This is a genomic window from Cryobacterium suzukii (assembly GCF_004403185.1).
Lineage (GTDB): Bacteria > Actinomycetota > Actinomycetes > Actinomycetales > Microbacteriaceae > Cryobacterium > Cryobacterium suzukii.
Map to the genome: position 1 here is coordinate 108,762 of NZ_SOHJ01000013.1, position 16,122 is coordinate 124,883.

Annotated in this window: 13 protein-coding genes; 10 read left to right on the forward strand and 3 right to left on the reverse strand. The window is 62.8% G+C overall.

From position 1 onward, the window contains the following. The first annotated feature begins 47 nt into the window (after positions 1 to 47). From E3T39_RS13290 to E3T39_RS13310, 5 genes are all read left to right on the forward strand, one after another. Positions 48 to 971 (forward strand): proteasome assembly chaperone family protein, encoded by a 924-nt coding sequence (locus E3T39_RS13290; RefSeq protein WP_134516107.1) that lies wholly within the window; start codon positions 48 to 50, stop codon positions 969 to 971. A 70-nt stretch (positions 972 to 1,041) separates the two neighbouring features. Continuing rightward, complete coding sequence (locus tag E3T39_RS13295) at positions 1,042 to 2,367, forward strand: MFS transporter (protein WP_134516109.1); 1,326 nt, start codon at positions 1,042 to 1,044, stop codon at positions 2,365 to 2,367. A gap of 203 nt (positions 2,368 to 2,570) precedes the next feature. Next, on the forward strand, positions 2,571 to 3,860 hold the full coding sequence (locus tag E3T39_RS13300) for an RNA polymerase sigma factor (RefSeq protein ID WP_134516111.1): 1,290 nt from the start codon (positions 2,571 to 2,573) through the stop codon (positions 3,858 to 3,860). Between the two features lie 43 nt (positions 3,861 to 3,903). Continuing rightward, the gene (locus E3T39_RS13305) at positions 3,904 to 5,181 is read left to right on the forward strand and encodes a Mur ligase family protein (RefSeq protein ID WP_134516113.1); all 1,278 of its coding nucleotides are present in this window, start codon (positions 3,904 to 3,906) and stop codon (positions 5,179 to 5,181) included. Beyond that, complete coding sequence (locus E3T39_RS13310; RefSeq protein ID WP_134516115.1) at positions 5,178 to 5,939, forward strand: type 1 glutamine amidotransferase; 762 nt, start codon at positions 5,178 to 5,180, stop codon at positions 5,937 to 5,939. The genes E3T39_RS13305 and E3T39_RS13310 overlap by 4 nt, the downstream gene beginning before the upstream one ends. A gap of 93 nt (positions 5,940 to 6,032) precedes the next feature. Here E3T39_RS13310 and E3T39_RS13315 read toward each other — a convergent pair whose 3' ends face one another. Continuing rightward, on the reverse strand, positions 6,033 to 6,269 hold the full coding sequence (locus tag E3T39_RS13315) for a DUF7455 domain-containing protein (RefSeq protein WP_134516117.1): 237 nt from the start codon (positions 6,267 to 6,269) through the stop codon (positions 6,033 to 6,035). Positions 6,270 to 6,452: 183 nt separating this feature from the next. Here E3T39_RS13315 and E3T39_RS13320 point away from each other — a divergent pair, with 183 nt between their 5' ends. Further along, on the forward strand, positions 6,453 to 8,531 hold the full coding sequence (locus E3T39_RS13320) for a DNA gyrase/topoisomerase IV subunit B (protein WP_134516119.1): 2,079 nt from the start codon (positions 6,453 to 6,455) through the stop codon (positions 8,529 to 8,531). 25 nt (positions 8,532 to 8,556) lie between these two features. Here the strand turns inward: E3T39_RS13320 and E3T39_RS13325 are convergent, their stop codons facing one another. After that, positions 8,557 to 11,046, reverse strand: coding sequence for a DNA gyrase/topoisomerase IV subunit A (locus E3T39_RS13325; protein ID WP_134516121.1), 2,490 nt, complete (start codon positions 11,044 to 11,046; stop codon positions 8,557 to 8,559). A gap of 122 nt (positions 11,047 to 11,168) precedes the next feature. On the opposite strand from E3T39_RS13325, the gene E3T39_RS13330 reads away from it, so the two are divergent. Continuing rightward, a complete protein-coding gene (locus E3T39_RS13330; RefSeq protein ID WP_241979704.1) occupies positions 11,169 to 12,314 on the forward strand; it encodes an alkaline phosphatase family protein in 1,146 nt (381 codons plus the stop codon). A gap of 32 nt (positions 12,315 to 12,346) precedes the next feature. Here E3T39_RS13330 and E3T39_RS13335 read toward each other — a convergent pair whose 3' ends face one another. Continuing rightward, on the reverse strand, positions 12,347 to 12,940 hold the full coding sequence (locus E3T39_RS13335) for a DUF3043 domain-containing protein (protein ID WP_134516123.1): 594 nt from the start codon (positions 12,938 to 12,940) through the stop codon (positions 12,347 to 12,349). Between the two features lie 38 nt (positions 12,941 to 12,978). Here E3T39_RS13335 and E3T39_RS13340 point away from each other — a divergent pair, with 38 nt between their 5' ends. The 3 genes from E3T39_RS13340 to ctaC all read left to right on the forward strand — a co-directional run bounded on the left by E3T39_RS13340 (position 12,979) and on the right by ctaC (position 16,120). Further along, the gene (locus E3T39_RS13340) at positions 12,979 to 14,454 is read left to right on the forward strand and encodes a dipeptidase (RefSeq protein ID WP_134516125.1); all 1,476 of its coding nucleotides are present in this window, start codon (positions 12,979 to 12,981) and stop codon (positions 14,452 to 14,454) included. Positions 14,455 to 14,601: 147 nt separating this feature from the next. Continuing rightward, positions 14,602 to 14,988, forward strand: coding sequence for a HesB/IscA family protein (locus E3T39_RS13345; RefSeq protein ID WP_134516127.1), 387 nt, complete (start codon positions 14,602 to 14,604; stop codon positions 14,986 to 14,988). 241 nt (positions 14,989 to 15,229) lie between these two features. Next, complete coding sequence (ctaC, locus tag E3T39_RS13350) at positions 15,230 to 16,120, forward strand: aa3-type cytochrome oxidase subunit II (RefSeq protein ID WP_134516129.1); 891 nt, start codon at positions 15,230 to 15,232, stop codon at positions 16,118 to 16,120. Positions 16,121 to 16,122 lie beyond the last annotated feature (2 nt).

Consider the following 16,122-nt stretch of genomic DNA (forward strand, 5'->3'; position numbering starts at 1 on the left):
AGCCCTAAAAGACCGCACGATTGGGCGCCTCGGATTAGAGTTAAGGAATGTCAGACCCCGACGAGCTCTACAAACTCACCGCCGACGCCGATGGCGTCCCTGAGGGACTACACCTAATCATGGGACTGACCGGCTTCGCGGATGCCGGTGGCGCAGTAGCGCAGTTCACCGACTACCTGCTGACCACACTGGATCACACCGTCGTTGCGTCGTTCGATACCGACACCCTGCTCGACTATCGGGCCCGACGTCCGATCATCTACTTTGATCAGGATCACCTCACGAACTACCAGCCGCCATCGCTCCAGCTCTATCTGGCCCGCGACGAGATCGGTCAGCCGTTCCTCTTCTTGACCGGCTTCGAACCCGACTTCCGCTGGGAGCAGTTCACGGCGGCCATGCTGCAGCTCGTCGATCGATTCACAATTTCCTCGACGACCTGGGTGCACGCCATTCCAATGCCTGTTCCGCACACCCGCCCGATCGGTGTGACGGTCAGCGGTAATCGTTCCGATCTGATCGAAAATCGCTCGGTCTGGCGACCGCACACGCAAGTTGCCGCCAACGTTTTACACCTTCTGGAATTCCGCCTGCAGGAACGTGGCGCATCCACTGTCGGCTACGTCTTGCTTATTCCGCATTACCTGGGTGATACCGAATTTCCCGCCGCGGCCCTCAGCGCGTTGGAAAGCACCAGCGCGTCGACCGGTTTGATCTTTCCGACCGATCGCCTGCGCGAAGCAAACCGAGAATTTGTCGCGCGCATCGACGAGCAGGTGCAGAGCAATCCGGAGCTGGCCAAACTTGTGGGCACTCTCGAGCAGCGCTACGACGCCTATATGGAGGGGAGCACGCTGCGTTCGCCACTCACCGACGAAGACGGCGAGCTGCCGTCAGCCGATGAGATCGCCGCAGAACTCGAGAACTTCCTCGCCCTGCGCCGCAGCCGCGATGACGGCGCTATCAGCTGATAACCATCCCACGGCAGGTGATGAACCGGCATGACGTGCCGGTCGGGATGAACGCGATAGGTTAGATCCAGTGAACTCGTCTCGATCCACCCTGATCTTTATCGTCGGGTCGTTCGCCTACCTGTCGGCCGTGCTTCAGCGCACGTCAATGGGAATCGCCGGGGTGGCCGCCACGGAAAAATTCGGTGGCTCGGCCGCTATTCTCTCGAGTCTGGCCGTCGTACAACTCATCGTGTACGCCGCCGCGCAGATTCCGGTCGGGGTATTGATCGACCGGTACGGTCCGCGAGTGCTCATGATCACGGGAACCGCGCTCATGGTCACCGGTCAGATCACCCTAGCCCTGGCCCCGGATATCTCGGTCGCCATCATCGGCCGCATTCTCGTCGGCGCGGGTGATGCGACCATATTCATCTCGATGATCCGCCTCATCAGCTCCTGGTTCAGCGGTCGCATCGTTCCCCTATTGAGTCAGTGGATGGGTAACATCGGCCAACTCGGCCAGGTGCTCTCCGCGGTGCCCCTGGCTTGGTTGCTACACAGGAGCGGCTGGATGGCGGCCTTCCTCTCGGCGGCCTCCGTGGCGGTTATCGCCCTGATCGTGGTCATCATTTTCGTGCAGGACCGACCGAAGAACGTCACCGAGCACGTGCATGCCAACAGCCTCGGCATGGCGCTGACCCAGCTGCGGCACAGTTTTCGGCGCCCGGGCACCCAACTCGGATTTTGGTCTCACTACGTGAGCCAGTCCTCCGGTACCGTCTTCACCCTGCTCTGGGGCTACCCGTTCATGGTCTTCGGACTGGGTTACGAACCGACTTTCGCGGCCGGAATGCTCACGGTACTGGTCGGTGCCGGCCTGGTTTTCGGTCCGATCCTGGGCCTGCTGACGGCGCGCTACCCGCTGCGCCGCAGCAACATCGTTCTCGCCATCGTGACCGGTATCGGTGTCGCCTGGGCGATCGTGCTGCTCTGGCCCGGTGTTCCACCACTCTGGACGATCGTGCTGTTGCTCGTCGTTCTCGGAATCGGCGGGCCGGGATCGCTGATCGGCTTCGACTTCGCGCGCACCTTCAATCCACAGCGAAGCCTTGGTTCGGCCAACGGAGTCGTCAACGTCGGAGGCTTCACCGCGAGCTTCGTCATGATGTATCTCATCGGGTTACTGCTCGACCTTCAAAACGGATGGCGTGTCGCCGGGGGAGCGGCGAGTGACCTGTATGCGCTCGATGCATTTCGGGTGGCCTTCGCGGTGCAGTACCTCGTCGTTGGACTCGGCATCGGTTTTCTGGTGCAAGCCCGCCGGCGTACCAGGCGCCAGCTTTCCCGCGACGAAGGAATAGAAGTCGCACCTATCTGGGTTGCACTATCACGCGCCTGGAAACGGCGTAGTTGACGATTGTAGTATGCGTCGTGGCTTGTCGTCCAGACAAACCGTGCAATAATTACTTACAGGACCCGTTCTGGTCCGGGGCATTCCGAATTCATTTCGGAATGGGTATCCCGGGACTTGACATGGGTCCAAGTTCTGCCCAAAAACGCTTCTGGCTCCCTTGAGGTTCCCAGAAGCAGGTACGACTCCGCATGAGAGGTGTTCGAATGGCAACCACCGTCAAGACTGAGGTGACCGATGAGTCTGTCACGACTCCGGTAGTCCCGCCGGTCAAGAAGACCGTCACTAAGGCCGCCGCCGCAAAGGCCGCCGCCGCCGAAGCCGCCGCGACGAAGAAGTCTGCAGCTGCTGACCTGGCTACCGAAAAACCGGCCCCAAAGAAGCGCGCGACGAAGGCGAAGGTCGTCAAGAAAGACGACGAAGCCGACGTCGAGGGCGGTCCAGAAGCCGACGACGACGAGTCAGACGAGGACAGCACCAAGCGTTCCGCGTCGACCGAACCGCTCCCCAGCGGGGCTCTCGTGCTCTCGCTCGTCGACGACGACGACGAGGTTCCGGTCTACTCCAGCGCCATCACGGGCGCCACGGCCGACCCGGTTAAGGACTATCTCAAGCAGATCGGTAAGGTCGCCCTGCTGAACGCCGCCGAAGAGGTCGAGCTGGCGATGCGCATCGAAGCCGGCCTGTTCGCCGAAGATAAGTTGTCGGAGATGACCGACGTTGAGAAGAAGAACGCGCTGGGTCGTGAGCTTCAGTGGGTCGCCAAAGACGGCGCCAGGGCCAAGAGTCACCTCCTCGGCGCCAACCTGCGTCTCGTCGTGTCACTCGCCAAGCGGTATACCGGTCGCGGCATGCAGTTCCTCGACCTGATCCAGGAAGGCAACCTCGGCCTTATTCGTGCCGTCGAGAAGTTCGACTACACCAAGGGCTTCAAGTTCAGCACTTACGCCACCTGGTGGATTCGGCAAGCCATCACCCGGGCCATGGCCGACCAGGCCCGCACGATTCGAATCCCCGTGCACATGGTCGAGGTCATCAACAAGCTCGCCCGCGTTCAGCGCCAGATGCTGCAGGACCTCGGTCGCGAACCCACTCCGGAAGAGCTCAGTCGCGAACTCGATATGACGCCCGAAAAGGTCGTCGAAGTTCAGAAGTATGGACGCGAACCGATCTCCCTCCACACTCCGCTCGGCGAAGACGGCGACAGCGAATTCGGTGACCTCATCGAGGATACCGAAGCCGTCGTTCCAGCGGATGCCGTGGGCTTCACGATGCTGCAAAAGCAGCTCGAGAGCCTGCTCGACTCGCTCTCCGAGCGCGAAGCCGGGGTGATCCGTATGCGCTTCGGCCTCGGTGACGGAATGCCGAAGACCCTCGACCAGATCGGTGACACCTTCGGGGTGACGCGCGAGCGCATTCGCCAGATCGAGTCCAAAACGATGGCGAAGCTTCGTCACCCGTCCCGGTCGCAGTCCCTACGCGACTACCTCGAGTAAACGTGATAGTGGCAGGTCCCGCCCTGGGTATGCAGTGCGGTTCGTGAGTTCCCTTCGGTACGCCCCCGCGATTCTGGTCGGTCGGGCCGTTCGTGTGCTGGCGAGATGGCGCAAACCGGGCGGTGGCTCTGCCATCCCCGGAGTCGTCGTCAACCGGATCGCCCCTGGCTTTCTGGCCGCAACGCTGAACGGGTTTCCGCTCGGTCTCGTTATCGTGACCGGGTCAAGCGGCAAATCGACGACGACCAAGATGCTCGTCGCTATTCTTCGCGCCCACGGCCTCTCCGTGTTCACCAACCAGTCGACGGCCAACATCAGCCAGGGTCTGACCAGTGCTCTTCTGGAACAGGTCAGTCTCGCTGGTACGATCGCCGACGATGTCGCCGTGCTTGAAATGGATGAGGGACACGGAGCGTTCATTGCCGGCTCGCTGACTCCGCGAGTCGTTGCCCTGACCAACGTCATGGTCGACCAGATCGATCGGTTCCACGACTCCGAAATGGTCGCTGCCCTTCTGGCGAAAATTGCCGCTCGGGCGACAGATTCGGTCGTGCTCAATGCCGATGACCGGTACCTGGCCGACCTCGGCTCTGCGCTCGAACCTGACGTTGCGGTGTCCCGCTACGGCGTCACCGCCGAGGTCCTCGCTCAGTATCCTCGTGGACTCGGTTATGCCGACACCGCACCGACCCGCCTGCCGGCCGGAAGCGGACTGCAGCTCACTCGGGTGGTCGGCCGAGACGCCGACGTTCAGTTTGCAACGGGCGTTCACGGCATCCGCTTGCCGGCCCGCGGCATCCACTATGCCGTCGACGCGCTGACCGCGTTGAGCACGGCCAGCGCGACCCTCGGCGACCGCTTCGTTCCGGCGATGGCCTGTGCGGCGTTGTCGGCTATGCCGGCCGTGTTCGGACGTGGCGAAGTGGTGACCGTTGGTGGCAAAACCATCGAGTTCGTTCTGGTGCAAAACCCGTCGAGCTTTCAGCTCAATGTCGACAGTCTCGAACCGGGCACAGAGCAGATTCTGGTGATCATCGGCTCAGATGTTCGGGACCCGTCGTATTTCTGGCCGGTGAACACTTCCGGGCTCGGCCACGTGCTCATTGCCTCCGGACTCAAGGCGCACGAGATCGGCCTGCAGCTGGCCTATGACGACGTTGCCGTTGACCGCATCGAACCGGATGTACCGACTGCCCTCGACGCGTTCCTGGCGCTGCCCGATCCCGCATCCGGGGTGAAAACCATTATTTTTTCCGCCGACGGAATGCGGCGCACGCGCGCGCACCTCGGCCTCGTCTCCAACTCTGAGGACCCGGTATGACCGCCACTTCGTCTGACCGGCCGTTCACGGTCGTCTCGCTGCTGCCGCGCCTGCTCAACACGAATGGCGACGCCGGCAATGCCAGAGTGCTCGCGCAGCGCATTCGGTGGAGCGGCCACGACGCGCTCGTGGTCGAGGTGCATTCTCGCGCTGACCTGCCCGAACACGTGGACGCAGTGTCGATCGGTTCAGGAACGGATGCTGACCTCGTGCCGGCCAGGGACGCACTGCGTACGTTGGTCGAAGAACTGCGCGTCTGGTCCAACTCGGGTGTGCCCATCCTGGCCGTCGGAACCGGGTGGGAATTGCTGAGCTGGGGCATCGAGCTCGCCGATGGTTCTGTGCTGGAGGGACTCGGGCTCGTGGCCGGCCACGCCGTGCCGCGCGCTGCACGCGCAACCGATGACATCATTGTCGCATCGAAGTACGGGCGGTTGATCGGGTTCGAAAACCATGCCCGCGACTATGTCGGCGCCGAAGCCAGCCCGCTCGGACGGGTGATCTACGGCACCGGCAACGCGGATGCTCGGGGGAGCGGACCGCAGATCGAGGGGCTGACCATGGGCGAGGTGTTTTGTACCCACCTGCATGGACCGGTGCTCGCGCGCAACCCTGCCCTGGCCGACCACCTGCTGCAGGCAGCCTTCACCCGATCCGGACTCGACTATTCACGGGGAGCAAGGTCAGAATCCGTCGATGAGACCGCGCGGGCGGCACGCAATCAAGTGGCCGTGCGGCTTGGGCAGTTAGCGGAATAGCGGCCTTAAAGACGCTTAACAACGAGAAAGCCGCGCGGGCCGCCGGCCGAAGCCAGCCGCCTGCGCGGCGTCCGTTCTGAAATCACTGAGTCGCTAGGAACGCTGATCTTCGAGCAGTCGGCTCGATTCGTCGTGCCAGCTTTCAGCGATGGCCGCGAGCTTCTCCTGGTGCTTCCGGCCATGGTGTGCACAGAACAGCAATTCGCTGTTCTTCACGACGACACGAATGTAAGCCTGGGCACCGCAAGCGTCGCAGCGGTCGGCTGCGGTGAGCTGGTGGGGGGCACCCTGGTTGGCTACGGCACCATTTTCGGTGGCGATCTGGGACATTTTCTCCTCCTCCAGATTGAATGCATGAATCCTCTTCACTAATGTAAACACGCCTAGGGACCTATGACGAGGTGATTGCCCCGTATTTCGCTCACCGCGTAGACGTGTTGTGGTCAGTGGCGAGTCAGGGCCAGCCGGCTCCGCGCGAAAGATTGCCGGTCGGGGCCGGTATTCTTAGATGTTGTGAGCTCTGACTATTCCGCGCGCCACCTGTCAGTCCTTGAGGGACTCGAGGCAGTGCGCAAACGCCCCGGCATGTACATCGGTTCCACCGACTCGCGCGGATTGATGCACTGCCTGTGGGAGATCATCGACAACTCCGTCGATGAGGCCCTGGGCGGACACGGTGCCAGCATCAACATCGAGCTGCACTCGGACCACAGCGTCGAGGTGCGCGACACCGCCCGGGGAATCCCGGTCGATATCGAGCCCAAGACCGGACTGACCGGAGTTGAAGTCGTGTTCACGAAACTGCATGCCGGTGGAAAGTTCGGCAGCGGGTCGTACGCGGCGTCCGGTGGTCTGCACGGCGTGGGAGCATCCGTCGTCAATGCTCTGTCCGAACGTCTCGATGTCGAAGTCGACCGCGACGGCAAAACCTGGGCCATGTCCTTTCACCGGGGCGAACCGGGCCTGTTTGCCGACTCGGGGGAGAAGAGCCCCGATGCCCCGTTCACTCCGTTTGAGAACCAGAGCGAACTGCGGGTGATTGGAAAGGTCAAGCGCGGGGTCACGGGAACCCGCATCCGCTATTGGGCCGACCGTCAGATCTTCACCAAGGGCGCCACGTTCCAGACCGACGAGGTACTGGGTCGTGCCCGTCAGACCGCATTTCTTGTACCCGGTCTCGCGATCGAGGTCGCCGACCGGCGCACCGATGAGCCCGTGATCAGCCTGTTCCAGTTCGACGGCGGTATCTCCGAATTTGTCGAGCACCTCGCAACGGATGCCCCAATCACCGACACCTGGCGGCTGACCGGCAGCGGAACCTTCAGCGAAACCGTGCCAGTGCTCACCGACAAGGGTGCCATGGTGCCCACCGAGCTCGTTCGCGACTGCCAGGTGGATATCGCCCTGCGCTGGGGGACCGGCTACGACACGATCCTGCAGAGCTTCGTCAACATTATTGCCACGCCAAAGGGCGGAACCCACCAGGCCGGCTTCGATGCCGGTCTGCTCAAATTTTTGCGCGGTCAGGTCGAACTGAACGCCCGACGGCTGAAGGTCGGCAGTGACAAGCTCGACAAAGACGACGTGATGGCGGGCCTCACCGCCGTACTCACGGTGCGTTTGCCCGAACCGCAGTTCGAGGGGCAGACGAAGGAAGTGCTCGGTACGCCGGCGGTTCGGGCAATCGTCGCCAACGTGGTCGCCAAGGCCATGGCTGAGCGGTATGCCTCCCCGAAACGCGATGACAAGACCCAGTCGGCGCTCCTGCTCGACAAGATCGTCGCCGAGATGAAGTCGCGCATCTCCGCCAGGGCCCACAAGGAGACCCAACGGCGCAAGAACGCCCTCGAAAGTTCTTCCCTGCCGGCGAAGCTGGTCGACTGCCGCAGCAACGACGTGTCCACGAGTGAGCTCTTTATCGTTGAAGGCGACTCGGCCCTCGGCACCGCCAAGCTGGCCCGCGACAGCGAGCATCAAGCGCTGTTGCCGATTCGGGGCAAGATCCTGAACGTGCAGAAGGCATCCGTTGCCGACATGCTCTCCAACACGGAGTGCGCCTCGATTATCCAGGTCATCGGCGCCGGCTCAGGGCGCAGCTTCGACCTATCGGCGGCCCGCTACGGCAAGGTCATCATCATGAGCGACGCCGACGTCGACGGCGCCCATATTCGTACCCTGCTCCTCACGCTGTTCTTCCGCTACATGCGTCCGATGATCACCGAGGGCCGCGTGTTCGCCGCCGTACCGCCGTTGCACCGAGTCGTCGTGATGAACCCCGGCAGCAAACCCAACGAGACCATCTACACCTACTCGGAGACCGAACTGCACGGGGTCCTCAGCGCGCTCGAGAAGAAGAACCGGCGCTATCAAGACCCGATCCAGCGCTATAAGGGCCTTGGTGAGATGGATGCTGACCAACTTGCGACCACGACCATGGAACGCGCCCACCGCACGCTGCGGCGGGTGCGCGTGGCCGATGCCGAGTCCGCCGGCAAGGTGTTCGAACTGCTGATGGGCAACGACGTTGCTCCGCGTAAAGAGTTCATCATCGACAGCTCCGACAAGCTCTCACGGGACCGCATCGACGTCTAGCCAGTCCCCATGGCCACGACATCGGCTAGATCTCGGCGCCGATGGCTCCAATCATGGCGTCGAGCATGACTCCGGAGGCGTCGCGGCGAGAGCCGGAATCCGGCAGGGTGCGCGGAGTGCCGTCCGGGGCAACGGCGCGGGCGGGGGAGCGGCCGACCCAGGCCACTGCGAGGGTGTCCTCACCCTTGAGGAAGCGTTGGGCGCGCACGCCCCCGGTGGCGCGTCCCTTGGCCGGATATTCCGAGAAGTCGCTCTGCTTCGCGCTGCCGGGATCGGTACCCGGCAACGTCTGACTGCTCGATGCCACCGTGGCCACGACGGCCGTGCTGACGTCTTCAGTCGACAGGCTGGAAAAGAACACGACGGTTTCGCCCGGCGAAAGTTTGATGCCGGCCATGCCTCCGGCCGCTCGGCCCTGTGGGCGCACACCCGACGCGTTGAACCGCAGCAGCTGCGCATCCGACGAGATGAAAACGAGGTCGTCGTCCTCGGCGCCCTGCACGGCACCGACCACCTCGTCCTTCGGCTTGAGTGCGATGATCTCGAAGTCAGGTTTGTTGGCCCAGTCGCCGGGAGTGACCCGCTTGACAACCCCTTGTCGCGTGCCGAGCGCGATTGCCCGATCAGAGTCGAGCGAGACGATGGCCAGCACGTGTTCCTTTTTGTCGGGCAGCACGAGATACTCGCTGATCCGCACACCGGCCGCTAACTGAATGGACGTCGGCGGCATCACCGGTAGGTCGACGGGGGAGAAGCGGATGAGCCGGCCCCGGTTGGTCACCGCACCCACCTCCGTGCGGCTCGTTGTGTCGAGCGTCGACAGCACGGCATCGTGCTTGCTGCGGCGCTGCGGCGGCTGGATCCGAGGAGGCACGGCGTCGTCGACCGCGACCAGATCGACGCGGGCGATGCGCCCGGTCACGCTTAAGAACACCCGAGTGGGAATGTCCTGCACCTCAAGCACCGCGGCCTGGCGTTTGGCGGCAGCCGCCGACAGGCCAGCGATACTCGGCTTGGCCTCGGTCAGTACCGTGCGGCGCGGAGTACCAAACTTTTCAGCGACAGCGCCGAGTTCCTCCGAAACAAGCGTACGAATGGCCGCTTTCGACGACAGTAACTTCTCGAGTTTCGCAATCTCCGCGAGCAACTGGTCGCGCTCAGCTTCGAGTTCAATTCGGGAAAACTTGGTCAAGCGCCGCAACCGCAGTTCAAGAATGTACTCAGCCTGGATCTGGCTGAGGTCGAACACATCGATCAACTTGGCACGAGCCTGTTCGGTGTCGTCGCTCGCACGAATGACTTGGATGACCTCGTCAATGTCGAGAATCGCGACGAGCAGGCCGAGCACGAGGTGCAAGCGCTCCTTCCGCCGGGCCAGCCGGTACGCAGAGCGCCTGGTGACGACCTCGATGCGGTGGTTCACGTAGACGTGCAGCAGTTCGAGCAACCCCAGGGTCTGCGGGGCGCCGTTGACCAGGGCGACAGCGTTGATATTGAAGGAATCTTCCAGCGGCGTGTACCGATAGAGCTGCTCGAGCACGGCGTCGGGGCTGAAGCCGGTCTTGATTCCAATGACCAGCCGCAGTCCCTTCTTGCGGTCAGTGAGGTCGGTGACGTCGGAGATTCCGCTGAGCTTCTTGGAGTTGACGCCGTCCTTGATCTTTTCGATCACTTTCTCCGGTCCGACCAGATAGGGGAGTTCGGTCACGACGAGTCCAGTCTTGCGGGCACTGATCGCCTCGACCGAGACGCGGGCGCGGGTCTTGAAACTGCCCCGGCCGGTGCTGTACGCATCCTTGATCCCGGCCAGGCCAACAATGGTTCCGCCGGTCGGAAGGTCGGGCCCCGGCACGAATTCCATAACGTCGTCGAGGGTCGCGTTCGGGTGGGCCAGCAGGTGTCTGGCCGCCCCAACGACCTCGATCAGGTTGTGTGGGGCCATGTTCGTCGCCATACCAACGGCGATGCCGCTGGTGCCGTTGACGAGCAGGTTGGGATAGGCGGCCGGAAGTACGTCGGGCTGGGTGAGCTGGTTGTCGTAGTTCGGCACGAAATCGACGACGTCTTCGTCGAGATTCTCAGTCATCGCCAACGCTGGGGCCGCGAGGCGGGCTTCGGTGTAGCGAGGAGCGGCCGGCCCGTCATCGAGGGAACCGAAGTTGCCGTGCCCGTCGATGAGTGGAACGCGCAGTGAAAACGACTGTGCCATGCGCACGAGAGCGTCATAGATTGCCGTATCGCCGTGCGGGTGGAGCTTGCCCATCACTTCACCGACTACGCGAGCGCTCTTCACGTGACCCCTGTCGGGGCGCAACCCCATTTCGCTCATCTGGTACAGGATGCGCCGTTGCACCGGTTTAAGGCCGTCCCTGGCGTCGGGCAGAGCCCGGGAGTAGATCACCGAGTACGCGTATTCGAGGAACGACCCCTGCATCTCCGCCGACACATCGACGTCTTCGATGCGTTCGGTGCTGGCTGTGCTGGCGGCTGGTGGGGTGCTGTCTGAGCGGCTCATTAAAAACTTCTGCTTCAAGCGTGCGGCGGAAACCGATTAAACGGTCACCACTGCACTACGTAGGAAGCGCTCTCGGGAGCGCTGGAGGGCCCGGGTTCATCCCTGTGAAAGAATGAGACCCGATGCCCACCATGCTACCGGCCCGCCAATTCAGTGCCCTGCGCCTTGCCGATGTTCTCGCCAGTTCCCTCAGTGCCGTCTGCGACCGGCCGAATGCGCTGGACTTGCCCCCGGTGCGCAAAGCGATCGTGATTCTGGCGGATGGGCTCGGCGTCAGCTCTCTTCGAGCACGCGCCGGGCACGCCCGATTCCTGTCGTCCCGGCTTAACAAATCGAGCATCATCGACGGTGTCTTCCCCGCCACGACGGCCGCGGGAATCGCGTCGCTCACCACCGGCGTGGAACCGGGCCAGCACGGTCTGGTCGGCTATCAGGTTCTCGACCAGGCCAACGACCGCGTGGTCAACCAGCTCACCGGCTGGGACGACGGTATGCAACCGGCCACGTGGCAGCGGGCCCGCACCGTGTTCGACCTGGCCACCGATATAAATGTACCGAGCTTCGCCATCGGCCCCAAGCGGTTCGTAGACTCCGGCTTCACCCAGGCTGTGCTGCGCGGCGCCCAGTACGTTCCCGCCGACAGGGTGGCCGATCGATTCGCCGCCGCGCGCAGCATCCTGAACGACAACCCGACCGCGCTGATCTACCTGTATGTGGCCGAACTCGACGTGGCAGCGCACGCCCACGGCTGGGAGTCCGATCGGTGGCTGGCCCAGCTCGAAAACCTCGATTCCGAAGTGACCCGCTTCGCGGCGATGCTGCGCTCCGACGAGGGCCTGTTACTCACCGCCGATCACGGTGTAATCGACGTACCGAGCACACGACATGTACTGTTCGACACCGAGCCCACCCTCGTGGCCGGCGTGCGCCACGTCGCGGGGGACCCGCGCTGCGTACAGCTCTACCTCGATCCGCAGCAGTCCACGGTGACCGCTGACACACTGGCGGATGCCTGGCGTGCGTCCCAGGGGGATCGCGCCTGGGTATATACCCGCGCCGAAGCCGTCTCGGCGGGCCTGTACGGGCGCGTTGCCGCCGAGGTTCTCCCGCGTATCGGCGATGTGCTCGTCGCCGCCCGTAAGTCGGTCGCCTACTACGATTCCCGACCAACCGACCAGAGAGCCCGCGGCATGATCGGGCAGCACGGCTCCCTCACCGATGAGGAAGTGCGTGTGCCACTGATCCGCGCGGGCGCTTTCGCGCGATAATCCGCCAAAACCGCCCGCTGGAACCTGACCGGTTAGACCGGGTACTGGCGGCGCTTGACCTGCGGCTTGGGCAGACGCATCGGCCGCAGCTGCAGCGCACGCATGGCCGCATACCAGCGGATGCGTTCGGCCTTGTCAGTTCCGAACTTGGCCTCGATCTTCTTGGTGAGCACGAATCCGAGAACGACGCAGTCGATGACCGCGAAAATGAAAAAAGCCCAGAGCGCAATCAGAGACACGTTGGCAACGCTGGGAACTGTTGTGAGCAGGATAACCAGGAACATGACTGGAATCATCAGCTCGCCAACGTTGAAGCGGGCATCCACGTAGTCACGGGCATAGCGCTTCTGCAAGCCGCGTTCACGCAGCGGCAAGTACTTGTCTATGCCGGCGGCCATGCCGACCCTGGCCACGTCGCGCGCAGCGGTCGACTTGGCGCGTGCCTGCTTAGCGGCCAGCTTGCGGTCATCGGGAACCAACGGGCGTTTGTTGGCCGCTTCCTGCTTCTTACGAGTGGGGGTCGCCTGACCCTTGCCCGCGTTAGGCGTGACACCGAGGCGCGCTGCGGTCTCGTCGGAACTTTCGATCGACGGCTGGGCGTCGGGGTTTACGGGGGGCTTGGCCACATCAAATCCTTGCAATTGGGTGCCTTAAGATTACCCGTATGACTGGTAACCCACAGACAAATTCTCATTCCAACGGCCAGGCACCCGACTCGGCCACCGACTTGACTGCCAATTCACAGACCCGGGGTGCCCTCCGCGACGCCGTCGAATTGGGCCTTCCCACCACGATCGCTGACCTGTGCGCGCTGGTGCGCATTCCTTCTGTGTCCTGGGCAGCGTTCGATCCTGCGCAGGTCGCGGCCAGCGCCGATGCCGTAGCCGCTCTGGTCCGGGGCCTCGACGTGTTCGAGACGGTCGAGATCGTGCAGGCGGGCATTGGGCCGGCCAGCAGTGGCGGCGGCACCGAATTGGGCCAGCCCGCGATCCTGGCCTCGCGTCCGGCCCGCAACGGCCGCCCGACCGTCCTGCTGTATGCCCACCACGACGTACAACCACCCGGCAAGGACGAGGACTGGGAATCCGACCCGTTCACGCCGACCGTGCGCGGCGATCGGCTCTATGGCCGCGGCGCTGCCGATGACAAGGCCGGCGTTATGGCCCACATCGCGTCTATCCGCGCTCTGGTTGCGGCTGTCGGTCCCGACTTCGATCTGGGGATAGCACTGTTTATCGAGGGCGAGGAAGAATTCGGCAGCCGCTCCTTCGCCACCTTCCTCGACGAGAACCGCGAGGCCCTGCGCGGCGACGTGATCGTCGTGGCTGATTCAAACAACTGGGACATCAACACACCCGCCATCACCACGGCCCTTCGCGGCAATGTCACCCTACGGTTGACGGTGCGCACCCTCGCGCATGCCTCACACTCCGGCATGTTCGGCGGAGCAGTCCCCGATGCCATGCTCGCTACCATCAAGCTGCTCTCCACCCTCTATAACCAAGACGGTTCGGTAGCCGTCGCCGGCCTGACCAGCATTGACGTTCCCACCCCGGACTATTCTGAGGATCAGCTGCGGGCGGAAACCGGCCTCCTGCCCGGCGTCAGCCCGATCGGCCACGGCTCTATCCTGAGCCGAATCTGGTCGCAGCCGGCTCTCACCGTGACGGGAATCGACGCACCAACCGTCGACAACGCCTCCAATACACTCACCCCGGCGGTGACGGTTCGGCTCAGCACGCGGATCGCCCCCGGCCAGTCCGCCGTGCAAGCCGCTGCGGCAATCGAAACGCACCTTCGGGAGAACGCGCCGTTCGGCGCGATTGTTGAGATCGACGATGTGGATACCGGCGAGCCCTTCCTCGTCGATACCAGTGGATGGGCCGTGACCGAGGCTCGTTCCGCCATGACGGATGGCTGGGGTGTTCCGCCCGTCGACATCGGCGTCGGTGGCTCGATCCCGTTTATCGCCGATCTGGTGCGGGTCTTTCCGGCTGCGCAGATTCTGGTGACCGGAGTCGAAGACCCGGATTCGCGGGCCCACAGCCCGAATGAGTCCCTGCACCTCGGCGTCTTCAAACGCGCCGTGCTCAGCGAGGCCTTCCTGCTGGGTAGCCTGAACGAACGCACCGGCCACTGAGCAGACACCATGTCCGCGATCGACAATCAAAGAAATTGTGACAACGTGGGAATGCGCCCGTCGACTTAATGGTTGTCGAGGGTAGGCTTTATGACATCGCAATCTATGAGAACGCACTGTGTGTGACTGCGTGAACCGAGGAGAAGCATGACCGACACCATGACCGAAACAGTCAGCACTGCTGACACCGCCCACGTCCCAGCCGCTGCGCATGGCGTCGGACTCACCGACACGGCCGCGCTCAAGGTTCGTAGCCTGTTGACTCAGGAAGGGCGCGAAGACCTCCGCCTGCGCGTGGCCGTCCAGCCCGGCGGTTGCTCCGGCCTGATCTACCAGCTCTACTTCGACGAACGCGTGCTCGAGGGCGATGCGCTCGTTGATTTCGACGGGGTCGAGGTCGTCGTCGACAAAATGAGTGTTCCCTATCTCGATGGAGCCTCGATCAACTTCGAGGACACGATTGAGAAGCAGGGCTTCACCATCGACAACCCCAACGCCGGCGGCAGCTGCGCCTGTGGAGATTCGTTCCACTAACCGCTGACGCTCTGTGCACTGCTGAGGGCAGGGACATCATCTCTTCGATGGTGTCCCTGCCCTTTTTTTCTACCCGATCGAGCCGAATCCGGGCCGATTCGCCCCGTCCCTAGGGCTGCACGCAAAGAAAATGTGTTCGACCCGACCCGGAGTGCACTTCGCGTGCGCTCTCGCGGAGTAGGCTAGGAATCGATCAAAACACTTCCTGAGAAGTGTCCTCGAATCTCCCGAAAGGTCCCCGGTGCGCACTAACCACCGCCTTCGTTGGGCTGCTATTCCGCTCGCAGCAACGCTAGCCGTTGTCCTGGCCGGATGCACGCAAGCCCAGCTCCACGGTTTCCTGCCCGGTTTTGAAAATGAGGGCGAAACGGCGGTGACCAACCAGACCGATCGCATCGGCGGCCTGTGGACTACCTCCTGGATCGTGCTCCTTATCGTCGGTCTCATAACCTGGGGCCTCATCATCTGGACGATCGTCGTGTATCGGCGTCGCAAGGGCCAGACCGGACTTCCGGTTCAGCTGCGGTACAACATGCCGATCGAGATCTTTTATACGATCGTGCCCCTCATCCTCGTTATCGGCTTCTTCGCCTTCACCGTGCGCGACCAGATCGAGATCGAAGCTCGTTACGACTCTCCTGACGTGACAATTGAAGTTCAGGCCAAGCAGTGGGCCTGGGACTTTAACTACGTCGACGAAGACGTTTACTCACCCGGCATCCAGGCCCAGGAAGATCCCAACGGCGCCCCCGGCTCGCGGATCGAATCAGAACTTCCCGTGCTCGTACTGCCGGTCGACAAGACCATTGAGATCGCGCTGGAATCTCGCGACGTTATCCACTCCTTCTGGGTCATCGACTTCCTGTACAAAAAAGATGTCGTCCCTGGCAAAACCAACTACATGTCGGTCACCCCTCAGCGCATCGGTACATACGCGGGTAAGTGCGCCGAGCTGTGCGGCGAGTACCACTCCCTCATGCTCTTCAATGTCGAAGTTGTCTCTCAGGCTGACTACGACACGTACATCCAGTCCCTGCGCACCGCGGGTAACGTCGGTCAGCTCGATAACGAGTTCGACCGCAATCAGAATCAGCCGGGCACGAGTGCTCCGACGGCACCGGAGGGCAACTAAGC

Bases quoted from the DNA above. Each gene is read 5' to 3' on its own strand.
- E3T39_RS13290 (WP_134516107.1), top strand. From the start codon at position 48: ATGTCAGACCCCGACGAGCTCTACAAACTCACCGCCGACGCCGATGGC.
- E3T39_RS13300 (WP_134516111.1), top strand. From the start codon at position 2,571: ATGGCAACCACCGTCAAGACTGAGGTGACCGATGAGTCTGTCACGACT.
- E3T39_RS13310 (WP_134516115.1), top strand. From the start codon at position 5,178: ATGACCGCCACTTCGTCTGACCGGCCGTTCACGGTCGTCTCGCTGCTG.
- E3T39_RS13315 (WP_134516117.1), bottom strand. From the start codon at position 6,269: ATGTCCCAGATCGCCACCGAAAATGGTGCCGTAGCCAACCAGGGTGCC.
- E3T39_RS13325 (WP_134516121.1), bottom strand. From the start codon at position 11,046: ATGAGCCGCTCAGACAGCACCCCACCAGCCGCCAGCACAGCCAGCACC.
- E3T39_RS13330 (WP_241979704.1), top strand. From the start codon at position 11,169: ATGCCCACCATGCTACCGGCCCGCCAATTCAGTGCCCTGCGCCTTGCC.
- E3T39_RS13340 (WP_134516125.1), top strand. From the start codon at position 12,979: ATGACTGGTAACCCACAGACAAATTCTCATTCCAACGGCCAGGCACCC.
- E3T39_RS13345 (WP_134516127.1), top strand. From the start codon at position 14,602: ATGACCGACACCATGACCGAAACAGTCAGCACTGCTGACACCGCCCAC.